This is a genomic window from Pseudomonas lactucae, assembly GCF_016937615.1.
Lineage (GTDB): Bacteria > Pseudomonadota > Gammaproteobacteria > Pseudomonadales > Pseudomonadaceae > Aquipseudomonas > Aquipseudomonas lactucae.
On the sequence record NZ_JAFHKI010000052.1, the window covers coordinates 39,734 to 59,124 of the forward strand.

Annotated in this window: 16 protein-coding genes and 4 pseudogenes; 13 read left to right on the forward strand and 7 right to left on the reverse strand. The window is 61.2% G+C overall.

Features of this window, described 5'->3' with window-relative positions; all coding sequences use genetic code 11:
* Positions 1–116: 116 nt before the first annotated feature.
* The 4 genes from JWR98_RS10270 (at position 117) to JWR98_RS10285 (ending at position 3,339) form a co-directional block, all read left to right on the forward strand.
* Positions 117–1,196 carry a serine hydrolase domain-containing protein gene (locus JWR98_RS10270; RefSeq protein WP_205489946.1) on the forward strand — a complete coding sequence of 360 codons (1,080 nt, stop codon included), beginning with the start codon at positions 117–119 and terminating at the stop codon, positions 1,194–1,196.
* Positions 1,193–1,507: an amidase gene (locus JWR98_RS10275; RefSeq protein ID WP_205489947.1), complete on the forward strand. Its 315-nt coding sequence runs from the start codon at positions 1,193–1,195 to the stop codon at positions 1,505–1,507. Before JWR98_RS10270 ends, JWR98_RS10275 begins: the two co-directional genes overlap by 4 nt.
* A 91-nt stretch (positions 1,508–1,598) precedes the next feature.
* Positions 1,599–2,180 carry a YceI family protein gene (locus JWR98_RS10280; protein WP_078731953.1) on the forward strand — a complete coding sequence of 194 codons (582 nt, stop codon included), beginning with the start codon at positions 1,599–1,601 and terminating at the stop codon, positions 2,178–2,180.
* 1 nt (position 2,181) lies between these two features.
* Entirely contained in the window at positions 2,182–3,339 is a 1,158-nt protein-coding gene (locus JWR98_RS10285; RefSeq protein ID WP_205489948.1) for a phospholipase D-like domain-containing protein, read from the forward strand.
* An 83-nt stretch (positions 3,340–3,422) separates the two neighbouring features.
* Here JWR98_RS10285 and bglX read toward each other — a convergent pair whose 3' ends face one another.
* Entirely contained in the window at positions 3,423–5,714 is a 2,292-nt protein-coding gene (bglX, locus tag JWR98_RS10290) for a beta-glucosidase BglX (protein ID WP_205489949.1), read from the reverse strand.
* A gap of 241 nt (positions 5,715–5,955) precedes the next feature.
* On the opposite strand from bglX, the gene JWR98_RS10295 reads away from it, so the two are divergent.
* The 4 genes from JWR98_RS10295 to JWR98_RS10310 all read left to right on the forward strand — a co-directional run bounded on the left by JWR98_RS10295 (position 5,956) and on the right by JWR98_RS10310 (position 9,289).
* Entirely contained in the window at positions 5,956–6,567 is a 612-nt protein-coding gene (locus JWR98_RS10295) for a LemA family protein (RefSeq protein WP_010212287.1), read from the forward strand.
* Between the two features lie 18 nt (positions 6,568–6,585).
* A complete protein-coding gene (locus tag JWR98_RS10300; protein WP_205489950.1) occupies positions 6,586–7,314 on the forward strand; it encodes a TPM domain-containing protein in 729 nt (242 codons plus the stop codon).
* Positions 7,315–7,345: 31 nt separating this feature from the next.
* Complete coding sequence (locus JWR98_RS10305; RefSeq protein WP_078731957.1) at positions 7,346–7,963, forward strand: TPM domain-containing protein; 618 nt, start codon at positions 7,346–7,348, stop codon at positions 7,961–7,963.
* A gap of 123 nt (positions 7,964–8,086) precedes the next feature.
* Positions 8,087–9,289, forward strand: a complete 1,203-nt coding sequence (locus tag JWR98_RS10310) for a class I SAM-dependent methyltransferase (RefSeq protein ID WP_205489951.1) — start codon at positions 8,087–8,089, stop codon at positions 9,287–9,289.
* A gap of 25 nt (positions 9,290–9,314) precedes the next feature.
* On the opposite strand, the gene JWR98_RS10315 is transcribed toward JWR98_RS10310, so the two are convergent.
* The 4 genes from JWR98_RS10315 to JWR98_RS10330 form a co-directional block, all read right to left on the reverse strand.
* A complete protein-coding gene (locus JWR98_RS10315) occupies positions 9,315–11,873 on the reverse strand; it encodes a TonB-dependent receptor (RefSeq protein WP_205489952.1) in 2,559 nt (852 codons plus the stop codon).
* A gap of 128 nt (positions 11,874–12,001) precedes the next feature.
* The gene (locus tag JWR98_RS10320) at positions 12,002–12,970 is read right to left on the reverse strand and encodes a FecR family protein (protein ID WP_078731959.1); all 969 of its coding nucleotides are present in this window, start codon (positions 12,968–12,970) and stop codon (positions 12,002–12,004) included.
* Entirely contained in the window at positions 12,967–13,506 is a 540-nt protein-coding gene (locus tag JWR98_RS10325) for an RNA polymerase sigma factor (RefSeq protein ID WP_078731960.1), read from the reverse strand. The genes JWR98_RS10320 and JWR98_RS10325 overlap by 4 nt, the downstream gene beginning before the upstream one ends.
* Positions 13,507–13,602: 96 nt before the next feature.
* The gene (locus JWR98_RS10330; protein ID WP_205489954.1) at positions 13,603–14,619 is read right to left on the reverse strand and encodes a DUF4917 family protein; all 1,017 of its coding nucleotides are present in this window, start codon (positions 14,617–14,619) and stop codon (positions 13,603–13,605) included.
* A gap of 127 nt (positions 14,620–14,746) precedes the next feature.
* On the opposite strand from JWR98_RS10330, the pseudogene yiaY reads away from it, so the two are divergent.
* A pseudogene (gene yiaY, locus JWR98_RS10335) lies at positions 14,747–15,894 on the forward strand (L-threonine dehydrogenase).
* Positions 15,895–15,980: 86 nt separating this feature from the next.
* A pseudogene (locus JWR98_RS10340) lies at positions 15,981–16,653 on the forward strand (NAD-dependent epimerase/dehydratase family protein).
* Positions 16,654–16,712: 59 nt separating this feature from the next.
* Here the strand turns inward: JWR98_RS10340 and JWR98_RS10345 are convergent.
* Positions 16,713–16,999: pseudogene (locus JWR98_RS10345) on the reverse strand (type II toxin-antitoxin system RelE/ParE family toxin).
* Positions 17,000–17,003: 4 nt separating this feature from the next.
* Between JWR98_RS10345 and fos the strand changes: the two are divergent.
* The 3 genes and pseudogenes from fos to JWR98_RS10360 all read left to right on the forward strand — a co-directional run bounded on the left by fos (position 17,004) and on the right by JWR98_RS10360 (position 18,756).
* A complete protein-coding gene (gene fos / locus JWR98_RS10350; RefSeq protein WP_205489955.1) occupies positions 17,004–17,414 on the forward strand; it encodes a fosfomycin resistance glutathione transferase in 411 nt (136 codons plus the stop codon).
* 54 nt (positions 17,415–17,468) lie between these two features.
* A pseudogene (locus tag JWR98_RS10355) lies at positions 17,469–18,109 on the forward strand (LysE family translocator).
* A 119-nt stretch (positions 18,110–18,228) separates the two neighbouring features.
* Positions 18,229–18,756 (forward strand): DUF4142 domain-containing protein, encoded by a 528-nt coding sequence (locus JWR98_RS10360; protein ID WP_042944321.1) that lies wholly within the window; start codon positions 18,229–18,231, stop codon positions 18,754–18,756.
* 52 nt (positions 18,757–18,808) lie between these two features.
* Here the strand turns inward: JWR98_RS10360 and JWR98_RS10365 are convergent, their stop codons facing one another.
* A complete protein-coding gene (locus JWR98_RS10365; protein WP_078731966.1) occupies positions 18,809–19,216 on the reverse strand; it encodes a low affinity iron permease family protein in 408 nt (135 codons plus the stop codon).
* Between the last annotated feature and the right edge of the window lie 175 nt (positions 19,217–19,391).

Consider the following 19,391-nt stretch of genomic DNA (forward strand, 5'->3'; position numbering starts at 1 on the left):
CCCGGTGTCATCTCCATGAAGTTATGGTGACGCTTGGATGACAGCCTCTTTGTCGCCAATCTGTCATGCGTCTGGGCTAGCCTCGCGGGCTTGAATGCCCCCTTGAGTTCGTGTCCATGGTCAGAGGCTTGTTGTGTGTTGCCCTGCTGTTCGTCACCGTTACCGCCCACACCCACGCCGACACCTGGCCCGACAAGGACTGGGCCAGGGGCACGCCACTGGCCGGCCCCGCCGTCGACGCCCTCGACACCTACGCTTTCCCGCCACGTGATGACGCCAGCCGCCAAGGCGTCCGCACCGATGCGCTATTGGTGATCCGCGATGGCCAGATCGTTTATGAACGCTACGCCGCGCCCGCCACCGTGAGCACGCCGCACCTGACTTGGTCGATCAGCAAAAGCCTGATGGCCACGGTGCTCGGCGTGGCCTACGGCGATAACCGCTTCAAACTCAGCGACCCCGTGGCGCGTTTTTATCCGCCAATGAAACAGCACCCCACGGTGAGCATGGCCGACCTGCTGCACTGGGCCTCGGGCCTGGACTGGCAGGAAGACTACGAATACGCGCCGTTGAAATCCTCGGTAGTGGCGATGCTCTATACCCGTGGTCACACCGATATGGCGGACTTCGCCGCCGGCATGGACACCTTCAGCGCGCCGGGCCAGGCCTTCCGTTACTCCAGCGGCGACAGCAATTTATTGTCCGCCGCGCTCAAGGGCATGCTCGGCCACAAGGCCTACATGAGTTACCCGTGGGATGCGCTGTTCAAACCGCTGGGCATTCACAACGCCACCTGGGAAACCGACGCCGACGAAACCTTCGTCGCCTCGTCATACGCCTACCTTACCGCCCGCGATCTGGCGCGTATCGGCTTGCTGATGGCACGGGACGGACGCTGGGGCGAGCAACAGTTGCTGCCCAAGGAGTGGGTCGCCTTCAACCGCCGGCCGTTCGCTCACTACAAAACCGGCCAGGACGAAGCCGTCCCCGGTGGCCATTGGTGGCTCAACACAGGCACCCCAAAGCCTTGGCCCGATGCCCCCGCCGACACCTTCGCTGCCCTCGGCCACTGGGGCCAGGCGCTGTTCGTAGTACCCGCCGAACACCTGGTGATCGTGCGCTACGGCGATGATCGCGATGGCACTTATCGTCACAACGAACTGCTCAAACGCGTGCTCGCGGCGGTGCAGCCATGATCCGTCGTCGGCCGTTCACCAGCGTGTTTCTGCTGCTGTTGCTCGCCCTGCTCGGCTGGGTGTGGCACGAGCGCGTCAACCTGCAAGCCTTCCCCGACATCATCGCGGCGTACACCGCCAAGGAGTACTGCTCGTGCCGGTACGTGGCGAACAACCCGGCGCAGTATTGCCTGGGGTATGTGAAGCAGTACGTGCCCACCAGCGCGTTCAGCGATAACCCGGAGCGCAGTGAGGTGACGGCGAGTGGGTTGGGGCGTACGCACACGGCGCGGTGGGTGGGGGAGCGGCAGGGGTGTCGCCTGAATCCGTGACACACCACACTTTCCCGCTTCCACATTTGGGTTTGCGCCGTTCGTGACATGCGCTTAAGGTTCGTGCAGGTTTTTTGCCCCACGAGTGTTTATGTTCAACGTCAGACCCCTGGCTTTGGCCCTGCTGGCCGCGTTCGCCGTCCCTGCCCACGCCGACTGGTACCTGGACAACGAGTCCTCACGCCTGTCTTTCGTCACCACCAAAAACACCGAAGTCGCCGAAGTGCAGCGCTTTCTGGTGTTGCACGGCAAGGTCGACAGCCAAGGGGCGGCGCAGTTGGAGGTGGAGCTGGAGTCGGTCAACAGTGGCATCCCACTGCGCGACGAGCGCATGCGCAATACGCTGTTTCAGGTCAAGACCTTCCCCGAAGCGTTGATCAGTGCGCAGATCAACCTGCAACCGATCAATGACCTGGCTTCCGGCGCGCAATTGGAATTGCGCCTGCCGCTTTCAGTGACGCTGCACGGCAAGACCCAGACCTACAGCGCCGAGTTGCTAGCCACGCGCCTGGATGATCGGCGTTTTCAGGTTGTGACGCTGGAACCTTTGGTGTTGCATGCCGAGGATTTCGACCTGGCGCCGGGAGTGGCGGCGTTGCGTGAAGCAGCGGGGCTCAAGTCGATCAGTTTGTCGGTGCCGGTGGGTGCGGTGCTGATTTTCACGGCGCGCTGACGTGGCCGGCGCGGTGTTCCCGTGGCGCAGCGCCAACCGGTTCGAGTTGTTGATCGACGGGCCGCGTTTTTTTCCACAGATGCTGCTGGGCATTGCCAGGGCCGAGCGTCAGGTCGATCTGGAGTTGTACCTGGTGGAAGCCGGTGCCTGCGCCGAAGCCATGGTGCAGGCGCTGGTGCAGGCGGCCGAGCGCGGCGTGCGGGTGCGTTGCCTGTTCGATGATTACGGCAGCCTCGCGTTTACCCTCGGGCTGCGCAAGCGCTTGACCGATGTGGGTGTGGAGTTGCGTTTCTACAATCGCCTGAGCTGGCGACGCTGGATGCGCAACCTGTACCGCGACCATCGCAAGCTGTTGTTGGTTGACCAGGGCATCGCTGTGGTCGGTGGCACCGGGGTCACCGACGAGTTCTGGACACCTGGGCAGGACACCGCCGAGTGGCATGAAGTGATGGTGCAGATCAGCGGGCCGCTGGTGCTGGACTGGCAGGCGTTGTTCGACCGCCAATGGCACGCCAATGCGGCTCGCCGCGCCTGGAAACCCGCAACCCATTTCGGTTTACCGCGCCTGCCCAAGGTGCCGGCGACCGGGCCTGGCCTGGGCCGCGTCGCGTATGCCGACGCCGGCCAGCATCGTGACATCCTGCAATCGCTGATCCGCGCCCTCAACAACAGTCAGACGCGGATCTGGTTGGCCACGCCGTACTTCCTGCCGACCTGGAGCGTGCGCCGCGCCTTGCGCCGTGCCGCAGGGCGCGGTGTGGACGTGCGTTTGCTGCTGACTGGCCCGCGTACCGATCACCCATCGGTGCGTTACGCCGGGCACCGCTATTACCCGCGCCTGCTACGTGCAGGCGTGCAGATTTTCGAATATCAGCCGTGCTTCCTGCACCTGAAAATGGTGCTGGTGGATGACTGGGTGAGCATCGGCTCGTGCAATTTCGACCACTGGAATTTGCGCTTCAACCTGGAAGCCAATCTGGAAGCGCTGGACCCTGAGCTTACACAGGCAGTGGTGGCGAGTTTTACTGCGGACTTTGCCCAGAGCCAGGTGGTCAGCCTGGAAGCGTGGAAGGCGCGGCCAGTGTGGCGGCGGGTGAAGCAGCGGGTGTGGGGGTGGGTGGATCGGCTGGTGGTGAACCTTCTTGACAGAAGGAGCTAGGAACAGCGGCAAGCTGCAAGCTGCAAGTTAAAAGCAGAACTGCTCTTCCTTGCCGCTTGTAGCTTGCAACTTGAAGCTGCCTCCTATAGCAATTCGAACGTCTGCTGCTGCACATCCTGGGAATCGAGCCCGATCTGCACATTGAACTCACCCGGTTCCGCCGCGTACTTGAGCTGAGTGTTGTAGAACTTCAAGTCGTCCTCGGTGATGGTGAAGTGCAGCGTGCGCTCTTCGCCGGCCTTGAGCATGATTTTCTGGAAGTTCTTCAGCTCCTTGATTGGGCGGATCATCGAGCCGGCCACGTCCTGGATATACAGCTGCACCACGGTTTCGCCGTCGACCTTGCCGGTGTTTTGCACGGTGACGCTGGCGTCGAGCTTGCCGGTCTTGTTCAGGGTGGTGGACGACAGCGCCATGTCCGACAGGCTGAACGTGGTGTAGCTCAGGCCATAACCAAACGGGAACAGGGGCCCGGTGGTGTCATCGAAGTACTGCGAGGTGTAGTTGCCCGGCTTGCCTGGGGTGAACGGTCGGCCGATGGTCAGGTGGTTGTAATAGGTCGGAATCTGCCCCACGGAGCGTGGGAAGGTGATCGGCAGCTTGCCCGACGGGTTGTAGTCACCGAACAGTACATCGGCGATGGCGTTGCCGCCTTCGGTGCCGGCGAACCAGGTTTCCAGGATTGCGTCGGCCTGTTGGTTCTCTTCGAGAATCGACAACGGACGGCCATTCATCAACACCAGCACCAGTGGTTTGCCGGTGGCCTTGAGGGCCTTGATCAGGTCGCGCTGGCTTTGCGGGATGTTCAGGTCGGTGCGGCTGGAGGACTCGTGGGACATGCCGCGGGACTCGCCCACGGCCGCCACCACGACGTCGGCCTCTTTGGCGGCCTTGACCGCTTCGTCGATCATCACCTGCGGCGCGCGCTTGTCATCCACCACTTCCGGGGCATCGAAGTTGAGGAAGTTGAGGTAGTCGACCACCGCCTTATCGTTGGTGATGTTGGCGCCACGGGCGTAGATGATCTTGCCTTTCTCGCCGATCACCGCGTTCAAGCCGTCGAGCAGGGTCACCGATTGTTCCGGCTTACCGGCGGCGGCCCAACTGCCCATCATGTCGATCGGCGCCTTGGCCAGCGGGCCGACCAGGGCGATGGTCGCGGATTTTTTCAGGGGCAGGGTGTTGTTCCGGTTTTTCAGCAGCACCAGACTGCGGCGGGCGATATCACGCGCATCGGCGCGGTGCAGGCGGCTGTCGGCGTAGGTGTCGGCCGGATCGTCCTCGGCCTTGCCGATACGCAGGTAAGGGTCCTTGAACAGGCCCATGTCGTACTTGGCGCCGAGCACTTCGCGCACGGCGTTGTCGATGTCGCTCTGCTCGATCTCACCGGACTTGAGCAGCCCCGGCAGTTCCTTGCCGTACAGCGAGTCGTTCATGCTCATGTCGATACCGGCCTTGATCGCCAGCTTGGCGGCTTCACGCCCGTCCTTGGCCACGCCGTGCTTGATCAGCTCGAAGATCGCGCCATGGTCGCTGACGGCCAGGCCCTTGAAGCCCCAGTCCTTGCGCAGCAGGTCGTTCATCAGCCAGGTGTTGGCGGTGGCGGGCACGCCGTTGATCGAGTTGAGCGCCACCATCACGCCGCCGGAACCGGCCTTGATCGCCGCGTGGTAGGGCGGCAGGTAGTCCTGGTACATCTTGACCGGGCTCATGTCGACCACGTTGTAGTCGCGCCCGCCTTCCACCGCGCCGTACAGGGCGAAGTGCTTGACGCTGGCCATGATGCTGTCGGCGTTCGCGGGGCTCGCGCCCTGGAAGGCCTTGACCATCACTTCGGCAATGCGCGAGACCAGGTAGGTGTCTTCACCGAAACCTTCGGACGTGCGGCCCCAACGTGGGTCGCGGGAGATGTCGACCATCGGCGCGAAGGTGATGTCGAGGCTGTCGGCGGCGGCTTCCTGGGCGGCGATGCGCCCGGAGCGGCCAATGGCCTCCATGTCCCAGCTGGACGCCAGGGCCAGGCTGATCGGGAAAATGGTGCGGTGGCCGTGGATCACGTCATAGGCGAAGAACATCGGGATCTTCAGGCGGCTGCGCATGGCCGCGTCCTGCATCGGACGGTTTTCCGGGCGTGTAATGGAGTTGAACGTGCCACCGATGCGGCCGGCGGCGATTTCCTTGCGGATCAGCTCGCGGGGCATTTCGGGGCCGATGCTGATCAGGCGCAATTGGCCGATCTTTTCATCGAGGGTCATCTGCTTGAGCAGATCGCTGACGAAGGCGTCCTTGTCTTTAAGCGCAGCAGGCTTTGTTTCTGCCCATACGGGGTGACTGGCCAGAGTGGCAACAAGGCCGAGCAAACACAGCTTTTTCATGAATATCCTTTTTCGGCTCACTGCGCAGCATCCATGGATGCCGTCGGCCAAAATGTGGGGAGCGTCTATTGTTGTTCGGGTGTTGTTCCGATAAATGCAGCACACTCGGAACTCTTATTTGCGCTGGGCATCTTTGTAGCTGATTGGCTCGATGCAATCCAGTGGTGGCGGATTATGCCCCAAGCGCGCGGTTTATAGGGTTAGTCGTCATATTCCATCCAGATTGGGCAGGAGAAACACCATGCAAGCAGCACAGGGTTACCGCTGGGGCTTGAAAGCCGCGGCTTTGCTATTGATCAGCACGGTGCTGAGCGGTTGCGGCATCAACAACATTCCCACCCTGGACGAACAGGCCAAAGCCGCCTGGGGCCAGGTGCAGAACCAGTACCAACGCCGCGCCGACCTGATCCCCAACCTGGTGGAAGTGGTCAAGGGCTACGCCGCGCACGAGCAGGACACCCTCACCGCCGTGATCGAAGCGCGGGCCAAGGCCACGTCGATCCAAGTGGATGCCAGCACCCTCGACAACCCCGAAAAACTCAAGCAGTTCCAGCAAGCCCAGGACGGTCTGAGCGGTGCCCTCAGCCGCTTGATGGTGGTGTCCGAACGCTACCCGGACCTGAAGGCCAACCAGAATTTCCTGGCCCTGCAATCGCAACTGGAAGGCACCGAAAACCGCATCGCCGTGGCCCGTCGCGACTTTATCCAGGCCGTGCAGGCCTACAACACCGAGATCCGCACTTTCCCCGGTCGCCTGTGGCACAGCGTGATGTACAGCGACTTGCCGATCCGCGCGACGTTTGAAGCCACCAGCGCCGATGCCGATAAAGCGCCGCAAGTGAAGTTCAAATAAAGCTGCACTGAGGTGTCGATGCGTTTATTACGGATAGGCCTGGCGCTGTGGCTGTTGGCCTGCGTGGGCGCGGCGCAGGCGGCGTTGACCTTCCCGGCGTTGACCGGGCGGGTGGTGGATAGCGCCCAGATGATCGATCCGGCGGTGCGCGAGCAACTGACCCAGCAGTTGCAGGCGTTCGAGCAAACCTCGGGTGATCAAATCGTGGTCGTCACCGTGCCCGACCTGCAAGGCACGAGCATTGAAGATTACGGTTATCAATTGGGCCGCGCGTGGGGGATCGGCCAGAAGGGCAAGGACAACGGCGCGCTGTTGATCGTCGCCCGCGCCGAGCGCACATTGCGCATCGAAGTCGGCTATGGCCTGGAAGGCGTGCTGACCGACGCGCAGTCCTGGGTGATCATCAACCAGGTCATTGTGCCCAAATTCAAGGCCGGCAATTTCAGCCAGGGCATCAGCGACGGTGTGGCCGCGATGATCCGAGTGGTCGGTGGTGAACCCTTGGCGGTGCCCGCCCATGTGGCGGATGCCAACTTTGCCAAGGATAATCCCGGGCTTTCCATCGGCCTGTTTGTTTTGCTGATCGGCGTGTTGTGGCTGTGTAATCGCATGGGCCTGCCGGTGGGCGCGATCCTGCTGGCGATCCTCAGCAGCAGCGGGCGCGGCGGCGGGGGAGGCGGTGGCGGCGGAGGTTTCCGTGGCGGCGGTGGTGGTTTCGGCGGCGGCGGCGCTTCGGGCGGCTGGTGATGACAATAACGAGAAAAGAGCACGTAGAACCATGGCATTACTGACTGAACACGAACAACGCCAAGTCGCCGAAGCCATCGCCCGGGTCGAGCAACAGACTGATGCCGAACTGGTGACGGTACTGGCCGCGCGTGCCGACGATTACGCCTACATCCCGTTGCTGTGGGCCAGTTTGATCGCGTTGGTGGTGCCGGGGGTGGTGCATTACCTGTCGGGCTACCTGACCATGTATACCTTGCTGTTGGCGCAGTGGGTGACGTTCATTGTGTTGTGCCTGGTGTTTCGGCTGCCCAAGGTGACGACCCGCTTGATCCCACGTTCGGTGCGCCATTGGCGTGCCTCGAACCTGGCACGCCGACAATTCCTGGAGCAGAACCTGCACCACACAGTCGGCAGTACCGGCGTGCTGATTTTTGTCAGCGAGGCGGAGCGATATGTGGAGATCCTGGTGGATGAGGGCATTTCCACGCGCCTGGATGACAGCAACTGGGATGCCATCGTCAAGGTGTTTACCCAGCAGGTGAAGCAGGGGCAGACGCTGGCGGGGTTTATCAGTTGCATTGAGGCCTGTGGCGAATTGCTCAAGGTGCATGTGCCGGTGACTCAGGCGCGTAATGAGTTGCCCAATCGCCTGGTGGTACTCGAATAAACCAGACACCACATTTGGATCCACTGTGGCTGCTGGAATCGACCATTGATCAAATAACCCCGTGCCCTTAACTCCCTTCCCCCCTAAAATGCCCGGCATTCCCTGCCCGAGGCGTTTTTGTTCATGTCTGTCACTGCTCAACCGGATCATCACGCCCAGTTCATCGAACTGCTGAGCGCAAGCCTGGCGCAGAACGCCTTTATCAAGCTGGTGCTGGCCAAGTACGTGGGCACGCAAGCCGAGTTGCAACGGCTGATCATCAAGCCGGTCACCGTCAAGGAACAGCCGTGCCTGTCCTTCGTCTACCGCTACAAGACCCGCGATATCACCAAGAATTTGCCCTTGGCCGACGGTGTGGCGGCGATTGCCGAGCTGCTGCCGGCTTCGTTCAAGAACGCGCACCTGCTGTCGCTGACTGATGAAGCGCAGCTGGAATACAGCAAGAAAAACAAAAGCTCGCTGTTCAAAAGCCAGCCGCAGCAACTGCGCGAGGCGCCTTCGGCCGAACATAACCGCGAGAAAAATCGCTTCCTCGACCTGAGCCGGCCGTTCCTCGTCGACCTGGGCGTGACCGACGCGAAACAGGCGTTGATCCCCTCCATGTCGCGCAAGTGGAAGCAGATCAACAAGTTCCTCGAAGTGTTCAGCCATGCGCTGACCTCTTCACCGCTCAAGCTCGATCAACCGCTGCGCGTCGCCGATTTTGGGTCGGGCAAGGGCTATCTCACATTTGCGATCCACGACTACCTGCGCAACACCCTCAAGGCCCAGGGCGAAGTCACCGGCGTGGAACTGCGCGAAGACATGGTGACCTTGTGCAATACCGCCGCCGCCCGCCTGGAACATCCGGGGCTGGTGTTCAAGTGCGGTGACGTGCGCAGCGTGGCACCCAGCGAGCTGGACGTGATGATCGCCCTGCATGCGTGCGACATCGCCACCGACTATGCGATCCACACCGGCATCCGTTCCGGCGCGTCGATCATCATGTGCTCGCCATGCTGCCACAAGCAGATCCGCCTGCAGATCCAGAGCCCGGTGCTGCTCAAGCCGATGCTGCAATACGGTCTGCACCTGGGCCAGCAGGCGGAAATGGTCACCGACAGTTTGCGGGCGCTGTTCCTGGAGGCCTGCGGGTATGAAACCAAGGTGTTCGAGTTCATCTCGCTGGAACACACCAACAAGAACAAGATGATCCTGGCGGTCAAGCGCGCCGAGCCTGTGGATAACGCGCAGTTGCTGGAGAAGATCCAGGCGCTGAAGGCGTTCTACCACATCACCGAACACTGCCTGGAGACCTTGCTGCGCGCGGATGGAATGTTGAGCTGAAGCGGCTCCCTCACCACGGTAAGCGTCAGAAGAAGCGCGTCACGCTGATCCTGGCGTCACGCCCCTTGGTGTAGGCGCGGTCGCCGCTCAGGGCTGGGCGGAAGTTGTTGTTGAACATATTGTCCAGGGTGAAGTTGACCTCGGTGCCCTTGAGGTAAGCCTGCTGCGGCTTCCATTTGGCGAACAGGCCCTGGGTGTTGTAGCGCTTGTTGCCGTACTGGTCGTAGAACTGGTCGCCGACGCTGGAGCCGGGGCCGCCTGAATAGTTATCGCTGGGCAGGCGGTCGGTCGCGCCGATGAATTGCCCCATCCAGCCTACCTGGGCATCCCACGCCGGGATGTTTGTGCCCAGCACCAGCACCCATTTGGTGGGCGGAATATCGCGTGCCGAGACATCCGGTCCCCACGGGTTGGTATAGGCGCCTTCGTGCTGGCCTTTGGCATAGGCGTAGGACACCGAGCCGAACAGGTAGGTGGAGTTGTAGAACGACTCGACTTCAAAGCCCTTGATGGTCAGGCCGCCGATGTTGCGATAGTTGGCCATCGCCCCCGGTGGACATGCAGTGGCAATGGTGCCGCCGTTGACCGCCTGGTTCTGGCAACCTACCCCGGTGGCCTTGAAGATTTCGTCTTCGACCTTGTTGTGAAAGAGCGTCGTGCGTATTTGCAGGTTGTCATCCTGGGTGATCAGCTTGTCGAAGCTGGTGATGTTGCCCACGGTGATCGAGGTAATGCGCTCCGGGTCCAGGCCAACGCTGGTGGCCGTGCGGTTGCCTACGCCTTGCACTTCGTATTGCTCGTCGATCACCGGCGCACGCCAGGTCTGGCTCCAGTTGGCGAACAGCCCGACCTGCGGGGTGACGGTCCAGAACACCGCCAGGCGTGGCGACCAGCCGGTGTAGGTGCGGTCGCTGTAATCATGGCCGACCGCCGGGTCGGGGTTGCTGTAGTACGGCGCATCGTTGGCTTCGCCACGGTTGCGCACATGGTCGTAGCGCAGCGACGGCGTGACTGTCACGTCGCCCAACGTGACCGCGTCTTGAATGAAGAAACTGTTGGTATCGACCTTGCCATGGGGCATGAAGCCCGGCTGGAAGTGCCCGTTGTTGTAGCGCGGCGTGTTGTAGGTGGCGCCGGGCATCCACATTTCGGTTTCACGGATGTGCTTGCGCACCTGCCCGCCGATGGTGAGCGCATGCTGCAAGGGGCCGGTGTCGAACAGGCTGACGTTGCGGACATCGAGGTTTTTGTCGGTGTAGGCGGTGTCCATCCTGCGCCCGCCGGTGGCCAACTGAAAAAACGCCGTGGCGTCGCGGGCATCGGTCTGGTCGGTGTTGGACTGTGAGTACTTGATGGTCAGGTCCACCAAGGGGTTATCCAGCGGCTGGTATTCGTACTTGCCCGACCAGGTGGTGTCGACGGTGTCGCGGTGGGCTAAAAATCGCTTGAGCGCGCCTTCGTAGCCATAACGGTCAATGTTGGCCTGGGTGGGGGGTGTCGGGTAGCTCGCCGCGGAAAAGGGTGTCCAGCGGTTACTGTGGGAGCGCGAGTAGGAAAATCCGACGCTGTGTTCATCGGTGAGGTGCGCGTTGATCTTGAACAGTTTGCCGTCCACATCCTGGGCGGTGTTGGGCAGGCGCTGGGGGTTGATCGGGTATTGGTTGTTTTCGTTGGGCAACTTGGCGGCGACTTTCATGTCGCCGCCGTCGCGTTGGGTCAAATAGGCCAGGGCATCGAAACGGCCATCTTCGGTGCGGCCATACACGGCGCCGCTGTAGACCTGTTCGTGGTCGTTGCTGGCGTAACCGTATTTGAGCATCGCGCCGCTGTTGCGGCCGACCTCCAGCAGGTCCGGGGCATCTTTGGTGGTCATGTTGACGGTACCGCCGAAACCGCCGTTGCCGGTGAACGGAGAGTTGGGGCCTTTCTCGACTTCGATGCTCTTGATCAGCTCGGGCTCGATAAACACCGTGCCTTGCTGGTAGCGCTCAAAGCCGCTCTTGGTGGCGCCATCGACCGTCAACGGCACGTCTTCGGCATCGCCGAAACCGCGAATATTGATGGTCTGGCCGCCGGGCTTGAGCGAACCGCCCTGGCTGACACCAGGCAGCGTCTGCAACAGACTGGGGATGTTATTGGCCTGGTAGCGATCGATATCCGCCTGGCTCAGGGTGGAACGGCCGACGGTGCTGGAGTCGACTTCATTGCCGGTGCCGATCACGCTCAGGGCATCCAGCTGGATCGCGCCACTTTGGGTGGTCTTGGTATCAATGGGTTTTACCACGTAGGTGCTGCCGACCATGACCAGGGTGAACGCGCTGTTTTTCAGCAGGGTGCGGATCGCTACCTGCGCTGTGAAGTCGCCGTTGAGCGCTGGCGCCTGCACGTTGTTGAGCAGCGCTTCATCGAACAGCAGCTGGATTTTTGCCTGTTGCGCCACCTGGCTCAGGGACGCGGCCAGCGGCTGGGCGGGCAGTTGCAGGCGCAGCGATTCGGCCTGGGCAGTGAGGCTGAAGGCCAGGCCGGCGGCGATAACGGTCGGTCGGAAAAACAGGTGCGAAACAGGGCAAGGCGCGCGAAACATGAAATCCCCCGGTGCGGCCAAATGGCCAAAAAAGGTGTGCGTATCAAACGCAGACGGGAGGAAGACGGGGCAGCCAAAAAAAACCACACATGCAAATGCAAAATATTCTCATGTGTGGAATTGGCGGATTATTTGTTCGGCTCAATCCGCAGGATGCCATCGGCCGACGCCACGGTTTTCACCGGCAGCAGGGCGGGCAGGGCATTGAGCAGGGCGTCTGGATCATTCACATCCAGGTTGCCCGAAATCTTCAGGTGCGCTACGGCGTTACTGACCTGCAAGGGCGCCTGGGGCCGGTACAGGCTCAGTTCATCGATCAGGCTGGCCAGTTCGCGGTTGCGAAACGACAGGTGCCCGCTGCGCCAATCCGCCACCTCTTCGGTGGTGAGCGTTTGCTGCTGCACGGTGCCCTTGGCATAGCTGTAGCTGGCGCGTTGCCGAGCGCCGAGCAGCGTGACCGGGCTGTTCGCAGCCGGCTCGAAGGCGACCTGGCCGTGAGCGACGCTGACCACCAGTTGCTGCGGGCTGCGCCGCACATCAAATCCGGTGCCGACGACGCGTACGGACGCCTCGCCTGCCTGCACATAAAGCGGTCGTTCTTTATCGGCGGCCACTTCGAGGTACAACTGGCCCTTGTCCAGGTGCACGATGCGCCGTTGCGCGGTGAAGTCCACGCGCAGACCGGTGTTGGCATTCACATACAAGGTACTGCCGTCCGGCAGGTTCAAGGTGCGCATGCCCTTGGCTTGGGCTTCGACCTGGGTGTGATAAGCCTCCAGGGGCGCGCCGATATAGGGCGACAGCACTGCGCATAACAAGGCGGCCGCCACCGCCACCGCCGGGCGCCAGATCGACGGTTTGCGCGCGGGCAGCGCCACGGGCTTGTTCAGTTGCTGCAACTGGGCCAGGTCCGCCCACAGTTGCTCGAACTCGGCATAGGCGCGGGCATGGGCAGGCTCGGCCAGCCAGGCGGCAAAGGCCTTGCGGTCGGCACGCGCCGGGTCGTTGCGGTTGCGGGCAAACCAACTGGCGGCTTGGGCATCGATGGCGTCGCTGTCTTCGATATCCAGGGCGTCGGTGTCGCTCAGGCGGTTCATTCTGGCTGCTCCGTGCCGGGTTCGGGTTGAAGGCGTCGCTTGCAATGCAGCAGGGCAAACGCGATGTGCTTTTCCACCATGCTGGTCGAAATCCCCATGCGCTCGGCGATCTGCGCCTGGCTCAGGCCTTCGAAGCGGTGCAGCATAAGGGCTTCTCGCCTGCGCGGCGAGAGTTCGGTGAGGACTTCCTTCAACTGTTCCAAGCGTTGCAGGCGAAGTGCAGCGGCCATGGGCTCGTTTTGCTCCTCGGTGACAGGTTCCGCGTCCCTGTCCGGCTGATCGGAATGAACGGTCTGGCGCACCTTCTGTTTGCGCCAGTGATCACGCAGCAGGTTGCGTGCCATCTGGAACAGGAACGCCCGCGGCTGCTCGACCTTGCTTCGGTCGCCGTAATCCAGCCATTGGGTGAAGACATCCTGGGTCATGTCCGCCGCGTCGCTGGCGTTGTCCGTGCGTTTGCGCAGGAAATACAGAATATCCGTATAAACCCCGCGAACGGCGTCGGCCGACAACGGGTCGGGCTTGGGACGAGACATGGATATCCTTCTTGACGAAGCACGACTGGGAAAAGTCGCGAATACTATCGAGAATTATTGTCATTTGTCTCTATTTAAAGGATTCACTCGATTTGATCAGCGTTCCACAGGTACTGAGAGTGCCGGATTGCCCAATGGATGCGTACGTGCTGCGAAAAACTTCAACTCAACGCCCGTGCCATCGAACAACTGCGAATACCGCCGCTTCTGCTGGCGAATAAAGCCATCGCTGCGTCCCGATACCGAGATCGCCAGGGTGCTCACATTGGCTTGGCCAATCGCATCCACCAGGTGTTTGTCCTGCGGCCCCAGGTCATGGCCGAAGATGCACAACGCGCCCGCGTGGCTCAGCAGTTGCTCATAACAGAACGACAGATAATCCGAACTGCGGATGCTCTTGAGCTTCTCCTCCACCTTGCCTTCACTGACAAACAGCGGCACATCGTCGAGGGTCTTGATCGTATTGTTGATCGCGAAACTGCTGAGCAACGTGCTGTCGGTGGAAGGCAATTTGCGCGCGGTGCCGTCGAGGTTGCGCACCAGGTGCAGGCCGCCATGCAGGTAAAGGATACGGGTGGTATCGGTGTGGGTGTCGCGCAGATCGAAACGGGCGTCGGCGCTGCGGAACAGGTCGTCGATGCCGGAGGCGTGCAGGATTGCCCAGTAGTTGAGCAGGTCGTAATTGGTGGTGAACACCGTCGCGTAGTGTTTCAACTCTGTGTTGATCGTCGCCAGCGTCGACGGCTGCACCAGGCGCCACGGGATGTGCACGCTGTGGATGGTATTGATCAGGGCTTCCTTGATCGCGTAGTAGCGGTTGCGCGGCGCCGCCGAGCTGACGGCCAGGGCCTTGTTGACCCGGCTGGTGGTTTTCAACGCCCCCAGGGCCTGCTCGAAGCTGCGGGTTTGCAGGGCGTCGAACACGCTGAGCTCGGATTGGCCCAAGGGTTTTTCTTCGACCGTGCGGGCGTTTTCGAACAATGAGTCGTAGGCAAAGTCTTCCCAAATAGCGCGGCTTGCGCCGTTGCCGATCAGAATCCCGCTGAAGTCGAGGGCCGTGCGCAGTGCGCTCCAGTCTTCAAGGTGGGCGTCAACATCCTGGAAATCCTTCATTGCGGCGGTTCTACTCGAAATCGGCTGGGCGGTGACTTTATCACGAGCCGGCGTTGATCCTGATCAAGATGCCGCAGCCATGTGAGGCCGATGCTGTAGGGCATAAACGTCATCCCGAGGATTCGCCATGAGCAGCACCTTCTTCATTCCCGCCGTCAACATCATGGGCACCGACTGCCTCGACGAAGCCATGCTCGCCATTCGCAACTATGGCTTTCGCAAGGCGCTGATTGTTACCGATGCCGGCCTGGCCAAGGCGGGCGTGGCCAGTATGATCGCCGAGAAGCTGGCGATGCAGGACATCGATTCGGTGATCTACGACGGCGCCAAGCCCAACCCCAATGTGGAAAACGTCGAGAAAGGCCTGGCACTGTTGCAGCAAAGTGCCTGTGATTTCGTGGTGTCTCTGGGCGGCGGCTCGCCCCATGACTGCGCCAAGGGCATCGCCCTGTGCGCCACCAACGGCGGACGTATCGGCGACTACGAAGGCGTCGACCAATCGGCCAAGCCGCAACTGCCGCTGGTGGCCATCAACACCACCGCCGGTACCGCCAGCGAGATGACGCGCTTTGCATCATCACCGACGAAACCCGCCACGTAAAAATGGCCATCGTCGACCGTAACGTCACCCCTTTGCTGTCGGTCAACGACCCCTCGCTGATGGTCGGCATGCCCAAGGGACTCACCGCCGCGACTGGCATGGACGCCCTCACTCACGCCATCGAAGCCTACGTGTCCACGGCCGCTACGCCGATCACCGACGCCTGCGCCATCAAGGCCATCGAGCTGATCAGCGCCAACCTGCGCCTGGCAGTACGCGACGGCAGCGACAAGGCCGCGCGGGAAAACATGGCCTATGCGCAATTCCTCGCCGGCATGGCCTTCAACAATGCATCCCTGGGTTTCGTGCACGCCATGGCACACCAGTTGGGCGGCTTCTATGACCTGCCCCACGGCGTGTGCAACGCGGTGCTGCTGCCCCATGTACAAAGCTTCAATGCCAGCGTTTGCGCCAAACGCTTGAGCGATGTAGGCCGTGCGTTGGGCACCGATACCCGCGGCATTACCGATGAAGAGGGCGCCCAGTCCGCCATCGCCGCGATCCGCAGTCTGGCTCTGGACGTGGAAATTCCGGCCGGCTTGCGCGACCTGGGGGCCAAGTTGCAGGACATCCCACTGCTGGCCAGTAATGCGCTCAAGGATGCCTGTGGTTTGACCAACCCACGCCGTGCGGACCAGCGTCAGATCGAGGAGATTTTCCGCAGCGCGTTTTGATAGGGGCAGCCTTGAGCCGCAAGCGTTAAGCTACAAGTTGATTTGCACTTGAGCTTCAAGCTTGCGGCTTGCCGCTGAGGTCCCTTATGAGAGTTCTGTTATTCGGCGCCACCGGCATGGTCGGCCAGGGTGTTCTGCGTGAATGCCTGCTGGCCGCCGACGTTCAGGAAGTCGTCGCCGTTGGCCGCACACCGTTGACCCAGGAGCACGGCAAGTTGCACCAGTGCTGCACAGCGACATGCTGGATTTCCAACCGCTGGAAAACCTGCTGCAGGGTTTCGACGCGTGCTTCTTTTGCCTCGGTGTTTCTTCGGCGGGTATGAACGAGGTCAAGTACACCCACCTCACGTATGACCTGACGCTGGTTGCCGCCAGCACGCTGGCGCGGCTTAACCCGCAGATGACGTTTATCTACGTGTCCGGCGCCGTACGGACAGTTCCGAAGCGGGCAAGTCGATGTGGGCACGGGTCAAGGGCAAGACCGAGAACGCGTTGCTGCGCCTCCCGTTCAAGGCGGTGTATCTGTTCCGGCCGGGAGTGATCCAGCCGTTGCACGGCGTACGCTCGAAGACGCCGTTGTACCAGTGGTTCTACAGCGCGCTCGGGCCATTGCTGTCGCTGGTGCGTCGGGTAAAACCGGGCTGGGTGGTGAGCACCGAAACGGTCGGCCGTGCGATGTTGGCGGCGGTGCGTCATGGCGCGCCGCAACCGCTGGTGGAGCAGGCCCAGATTCATCGCCTGGCCAGCGAGCGGCATTGAGGTTGCACAAACACAGCTTGATCAGCCGGCCGCAGGGTATTTACAAGTCTCGATAGACGCTACCAGGATAAGGGCGGTTGGCGACGGGTGTGGAAAATCCGCATTGCTTGCAATCGCCCTCTCGAATTCTGTAGGGGGCGATGTTTGGTCAGCGAGGCACCGCCCACTCGCGCGTCCCAGGCACCTGACCCTCCTTCCCCATCGCTGGGAACTTTGCGACGTGTTCAAGGCCACTCAAAATCGCCTGGACAAACTCATGGGCGGCTTTGGGGTTTTCTTCGGCGATGTAAGCCGCTTCATCGTCAAGGTTTCCAAGGGCTGCCTTCAGCCACTCTTCATAAGGAATCTTTATGTTTTCTGGCCTCAATCACCTGACCCTGGCAGTCACCGACGTGCCTCGTAGCGTCAGCTTCTACCATGGCCTGCTGCAACTGCGGCTCGAGGCAACTTGGGACACCGGGGCCTACCTGTCATTGCCAGGCCTATGGCTATGTTTGTCGCTGGATCCACTGCGTGACTCGATGCCAACGGCCGATTACACCCATTATGCGTTTACCGCGGGTGCAGGCGATTTCGCTGCGCTGGTTGAGCGCCTGCGGGGCGCCGATGTGCAGGAGTGGCGCGACAACCGCAGCGAAGGCGCGTCGTTCTATTTTTTCGATCCCGATGGTCATAAGCTTGAAGCCCATGTCGGCGACCTGGCGTCGCGCCTGCAAGCCTGTCGCGTCAAGCCGTATGCCGGCATGACGTTTTACCCCTAGCCCTGGAACAGGCAGAATCCACCCACCTGCCAACCCTTTGCCAGAGTCGCGCCCATGACCCCATCCATGTTGTTCGCTGTCCTTGCCTCGGGTTTTATCTACGGCATTACGCCAGGCCCAGGGGTTCTCGCTGTGTTCGGTATCGGCGCCGCCCGTGGCCGCCGTGCCGGGGCAGGGTTCCTGTGCGGGCACTTGTTGGGGGATGTGGTGTGGTGCAGTACCGCGCTGATTGCGATTGTCGGTGCGAAGGAAGTGGGCAGCCGCGCGTTTGATGTACTGGGCATGCTCAGTGGCCTGTACCTGTTCTGGCTCGGCTGGCGCGCCATTCGCACTCAACGCCGTAGCATTGATGCGCCTCAGGGGGCGGCGCGGCATCCGTTCTGGCACGGCATCCTGTTTGGCCTGACCAACCCCAAGGCCTATCCGGTCGCGGTGGCGACCTTTACCGCGCTGCTGTCCAGCCGCGCCGAGTTGCTGACCTGGTCGATGTTGCCGGCGTTGATCACCTTGAGCTTCGTCGGTGGCCTGCTGGCCTACGCCATTCTGATCGGTGTGGTGGGTGCCCAGCGGGTGCGGACGTGTACCAGCGCAATGAAATCCTCATCACTCGGCTGTGCGGCGTGATGTTTATCGGCTTCGCCATCAATGCCCTGGCCCACGCATTACCAGGCCTGTTTGGCAGCAAACCCGCCTGAGGAGTCGATGACCGTTCGTCGTACTGGCAAGTTTTTTCTAAACCTTTAGCGTCCTGAAAATTCGAATTCAGGGCGGGGTGTGTTCCCCCGCGCCAATTTTTGCCCTGGAGGAACCCATCATGAGCCGCATGGCTATCCGGTTACGCACCGCCAGCTTCGCGATGCTGCTGGGCCTCGGCGCCAGCAATGCTTTCGCCCAGTCGCCTGCTGAATTCATCGAGCAGGCCTCGGCCAAAGGCATGGCCGATATCGAAACCAGTCGCATGGCTCACGCCAAGACCTCATCCAAGGAAATCAAGGACTACACCATCGAGGTGATCAACGAGCGCACCCTGGCCAACCAGCACTTGGCGGCCATCGCCAAGAAGCTCGACCTGCCTGTGGCTCCGCGCGAAAAGATCGTCGACAAGGCCGAAACGCTGATGCCTGAACTCAAGGACGGCGACTCCTTTGACGCGGCCTACACCGCGCAACAGGTCAAGGAAAACGAAGACGCCATCGCGCTGTTCAAGCAGGAAGGCGCGGCATCGGACGTTCCGGAAATAAAGGCCCTGGTGGATGAGACCCTGCCCAAGCTGGAAGAGCGCCTGCAGAAGGCGCGTGCCTTGGCATCGACCTACGGTAAAGGTCATCAAGGCGACGGTTGATCCTTGAGTACAAATACAAAACGCGGTTGGAGCCTCTCCAACCGCCGTTTTTTTAAGCCTGGTTCAGGTCGGTCTTGGCGGGCGTTGCGTCGTTGCCGTTAAGACTCAACGTGTCGGTCTTGCCGATTTCACGGTATTCCTCACGCAGTTTTTCCAGGGTCTTGCGGTCCAGGCCGTCTAGGCTCAGCACTGCGTTCTGGGCATCCTTGGTGACGCGCAGCAGCTCGTCGATCTTGATGTGCAGAATGTCGTTATCGCGGTTCTGTGTGTTCTGGATCAGGAACACCATGAGGAAGGTGATGATGGTGGTCGAGGTGTTGATGATCAGCTGCCAGGTGTCGTTGTAGTGAAAATACGGCCCGCTCAGGCTCCACGCCAGAATCAACCCCACCGCCGTGTAGAACGTCCGGGGGCTGCCCGCCCAGCGCGACAGCTTTTGTGAGACTGCGGAGAATTTCATGACCGGTTTCCTCAAAAGTGGTTGATGAAAATACTGACCGCAGTCCTGGGCTGAAATTTCTTTTTACAAATAGCCAGCTCACTGACGCTGTAATTCTTTCTCCTTGGAACCTGTTAATGGTGCGTATGGGTAGAGCCTGTCGGGATGACGCAAGGGGTGCGACGTTGGACCAGAT

Coding starts and splice junctions, on each gene's coding strand:
- JWR98_RS10270 (WP_205489946.1), top strand. CDS start 117: ATGGTCAGAGGCTTGTTGTGTGTTGCCCTGCTGTTCGTCACCGTTACC.
- JWR98_RS10275 (WP_205489947.1), top strand. CDS start 1,193: ATGATCCGTCGTCGGCCGTTCACCAGCGTGTTTCTGCTGCTGTTGCTC.
- JWR98_RS10280 (WP_078731953.1), top strand. CDS start 1,599: ATGTTCAACGTCAGACCCCTGGCTTTGGCCCTGCTGGCCGCGTTCGCC.
- bglX (WP_205489949.1), bottom strand. CDS start 5,714: ATGAAAAAGCTGTGTTTGCTCGGCCTTGTTGCCACTCTGGCCAGTCAC.
- JWR98_RS10295 (WP_010212287.1), top strand. CDS start 5,956: ATGCAAGCAGCACAGGGTTACCGCTGGGGCTTGAAAGCCGCGGCTTTG.
- JWR98_RS10300 (WP_205489950.1), top strand. CDS start 6,586: ATGCGTTTATTACGGATAGGCCTGGCGCTGTGGCTGTTGGCCTGCGTG.
- JWR98_RS10305 (WP_078731957.1), top strand. CDS start 7,346: ATGGCATTACTGACTGAACACGAACAACGCCAAGTCGCCGAAGCCATC.
- JWR98_RS10310 (WP_205489951.1), top strand. CDS start 8,087: ATGTCTGTCACTGCTCAACCGGATCATCACGCCCAGTTCATCGAACTG.
- JWR98_RS10315 (WP_205489952.1), bottom strand. CDS start 11,873: ATGTTTCGCGCGCCTTGCCCTGTTTCGCACCTGTTTTTCCGACCGACC.
- JWR98_RS10320 (WP_078731959.1), bottom strand. CDS start 12,970: ATGAACCGCCTGAGCGACACCGACGCCCTGGATATCGAAGACAGCGAC.
- JWR98_RS10325 (WP_078731960.1), bottom strand. CDS start 13,506: ATGTCTCGTCCCAAGCCCGACCCGTTGTCGGCCGACGCCGTTCGCGGG.
- JWR98_RS10330 (WP_205489954.1), bottom strand. CDS start 14,619: ATGAAGGATTTCCAGGATGTTGACGCCCACCTTGAAGACTGGAGCGCA.
- fos (WP_205489955.1), top strand. CDS start 17,004: ATGTTTTCTGGCCTCAATCACCTGACCCTGGCAGTCACCGACGTGCCT.
- JWR98_RS10360 (WP_042944321.1), top strand. CDS start 18,229: ATGAGCCGCATGGCTATCCGGTTACGCACCGCCAGCTTCGCGATGCTG.
- JWR98_RS10365 (WP_078731966.1), bottom strand. CDS start 19,216: ATGAAATTCTCCGCAGTCTCACAAAAGCTGTCGCGCTGGGCGGGCAGC.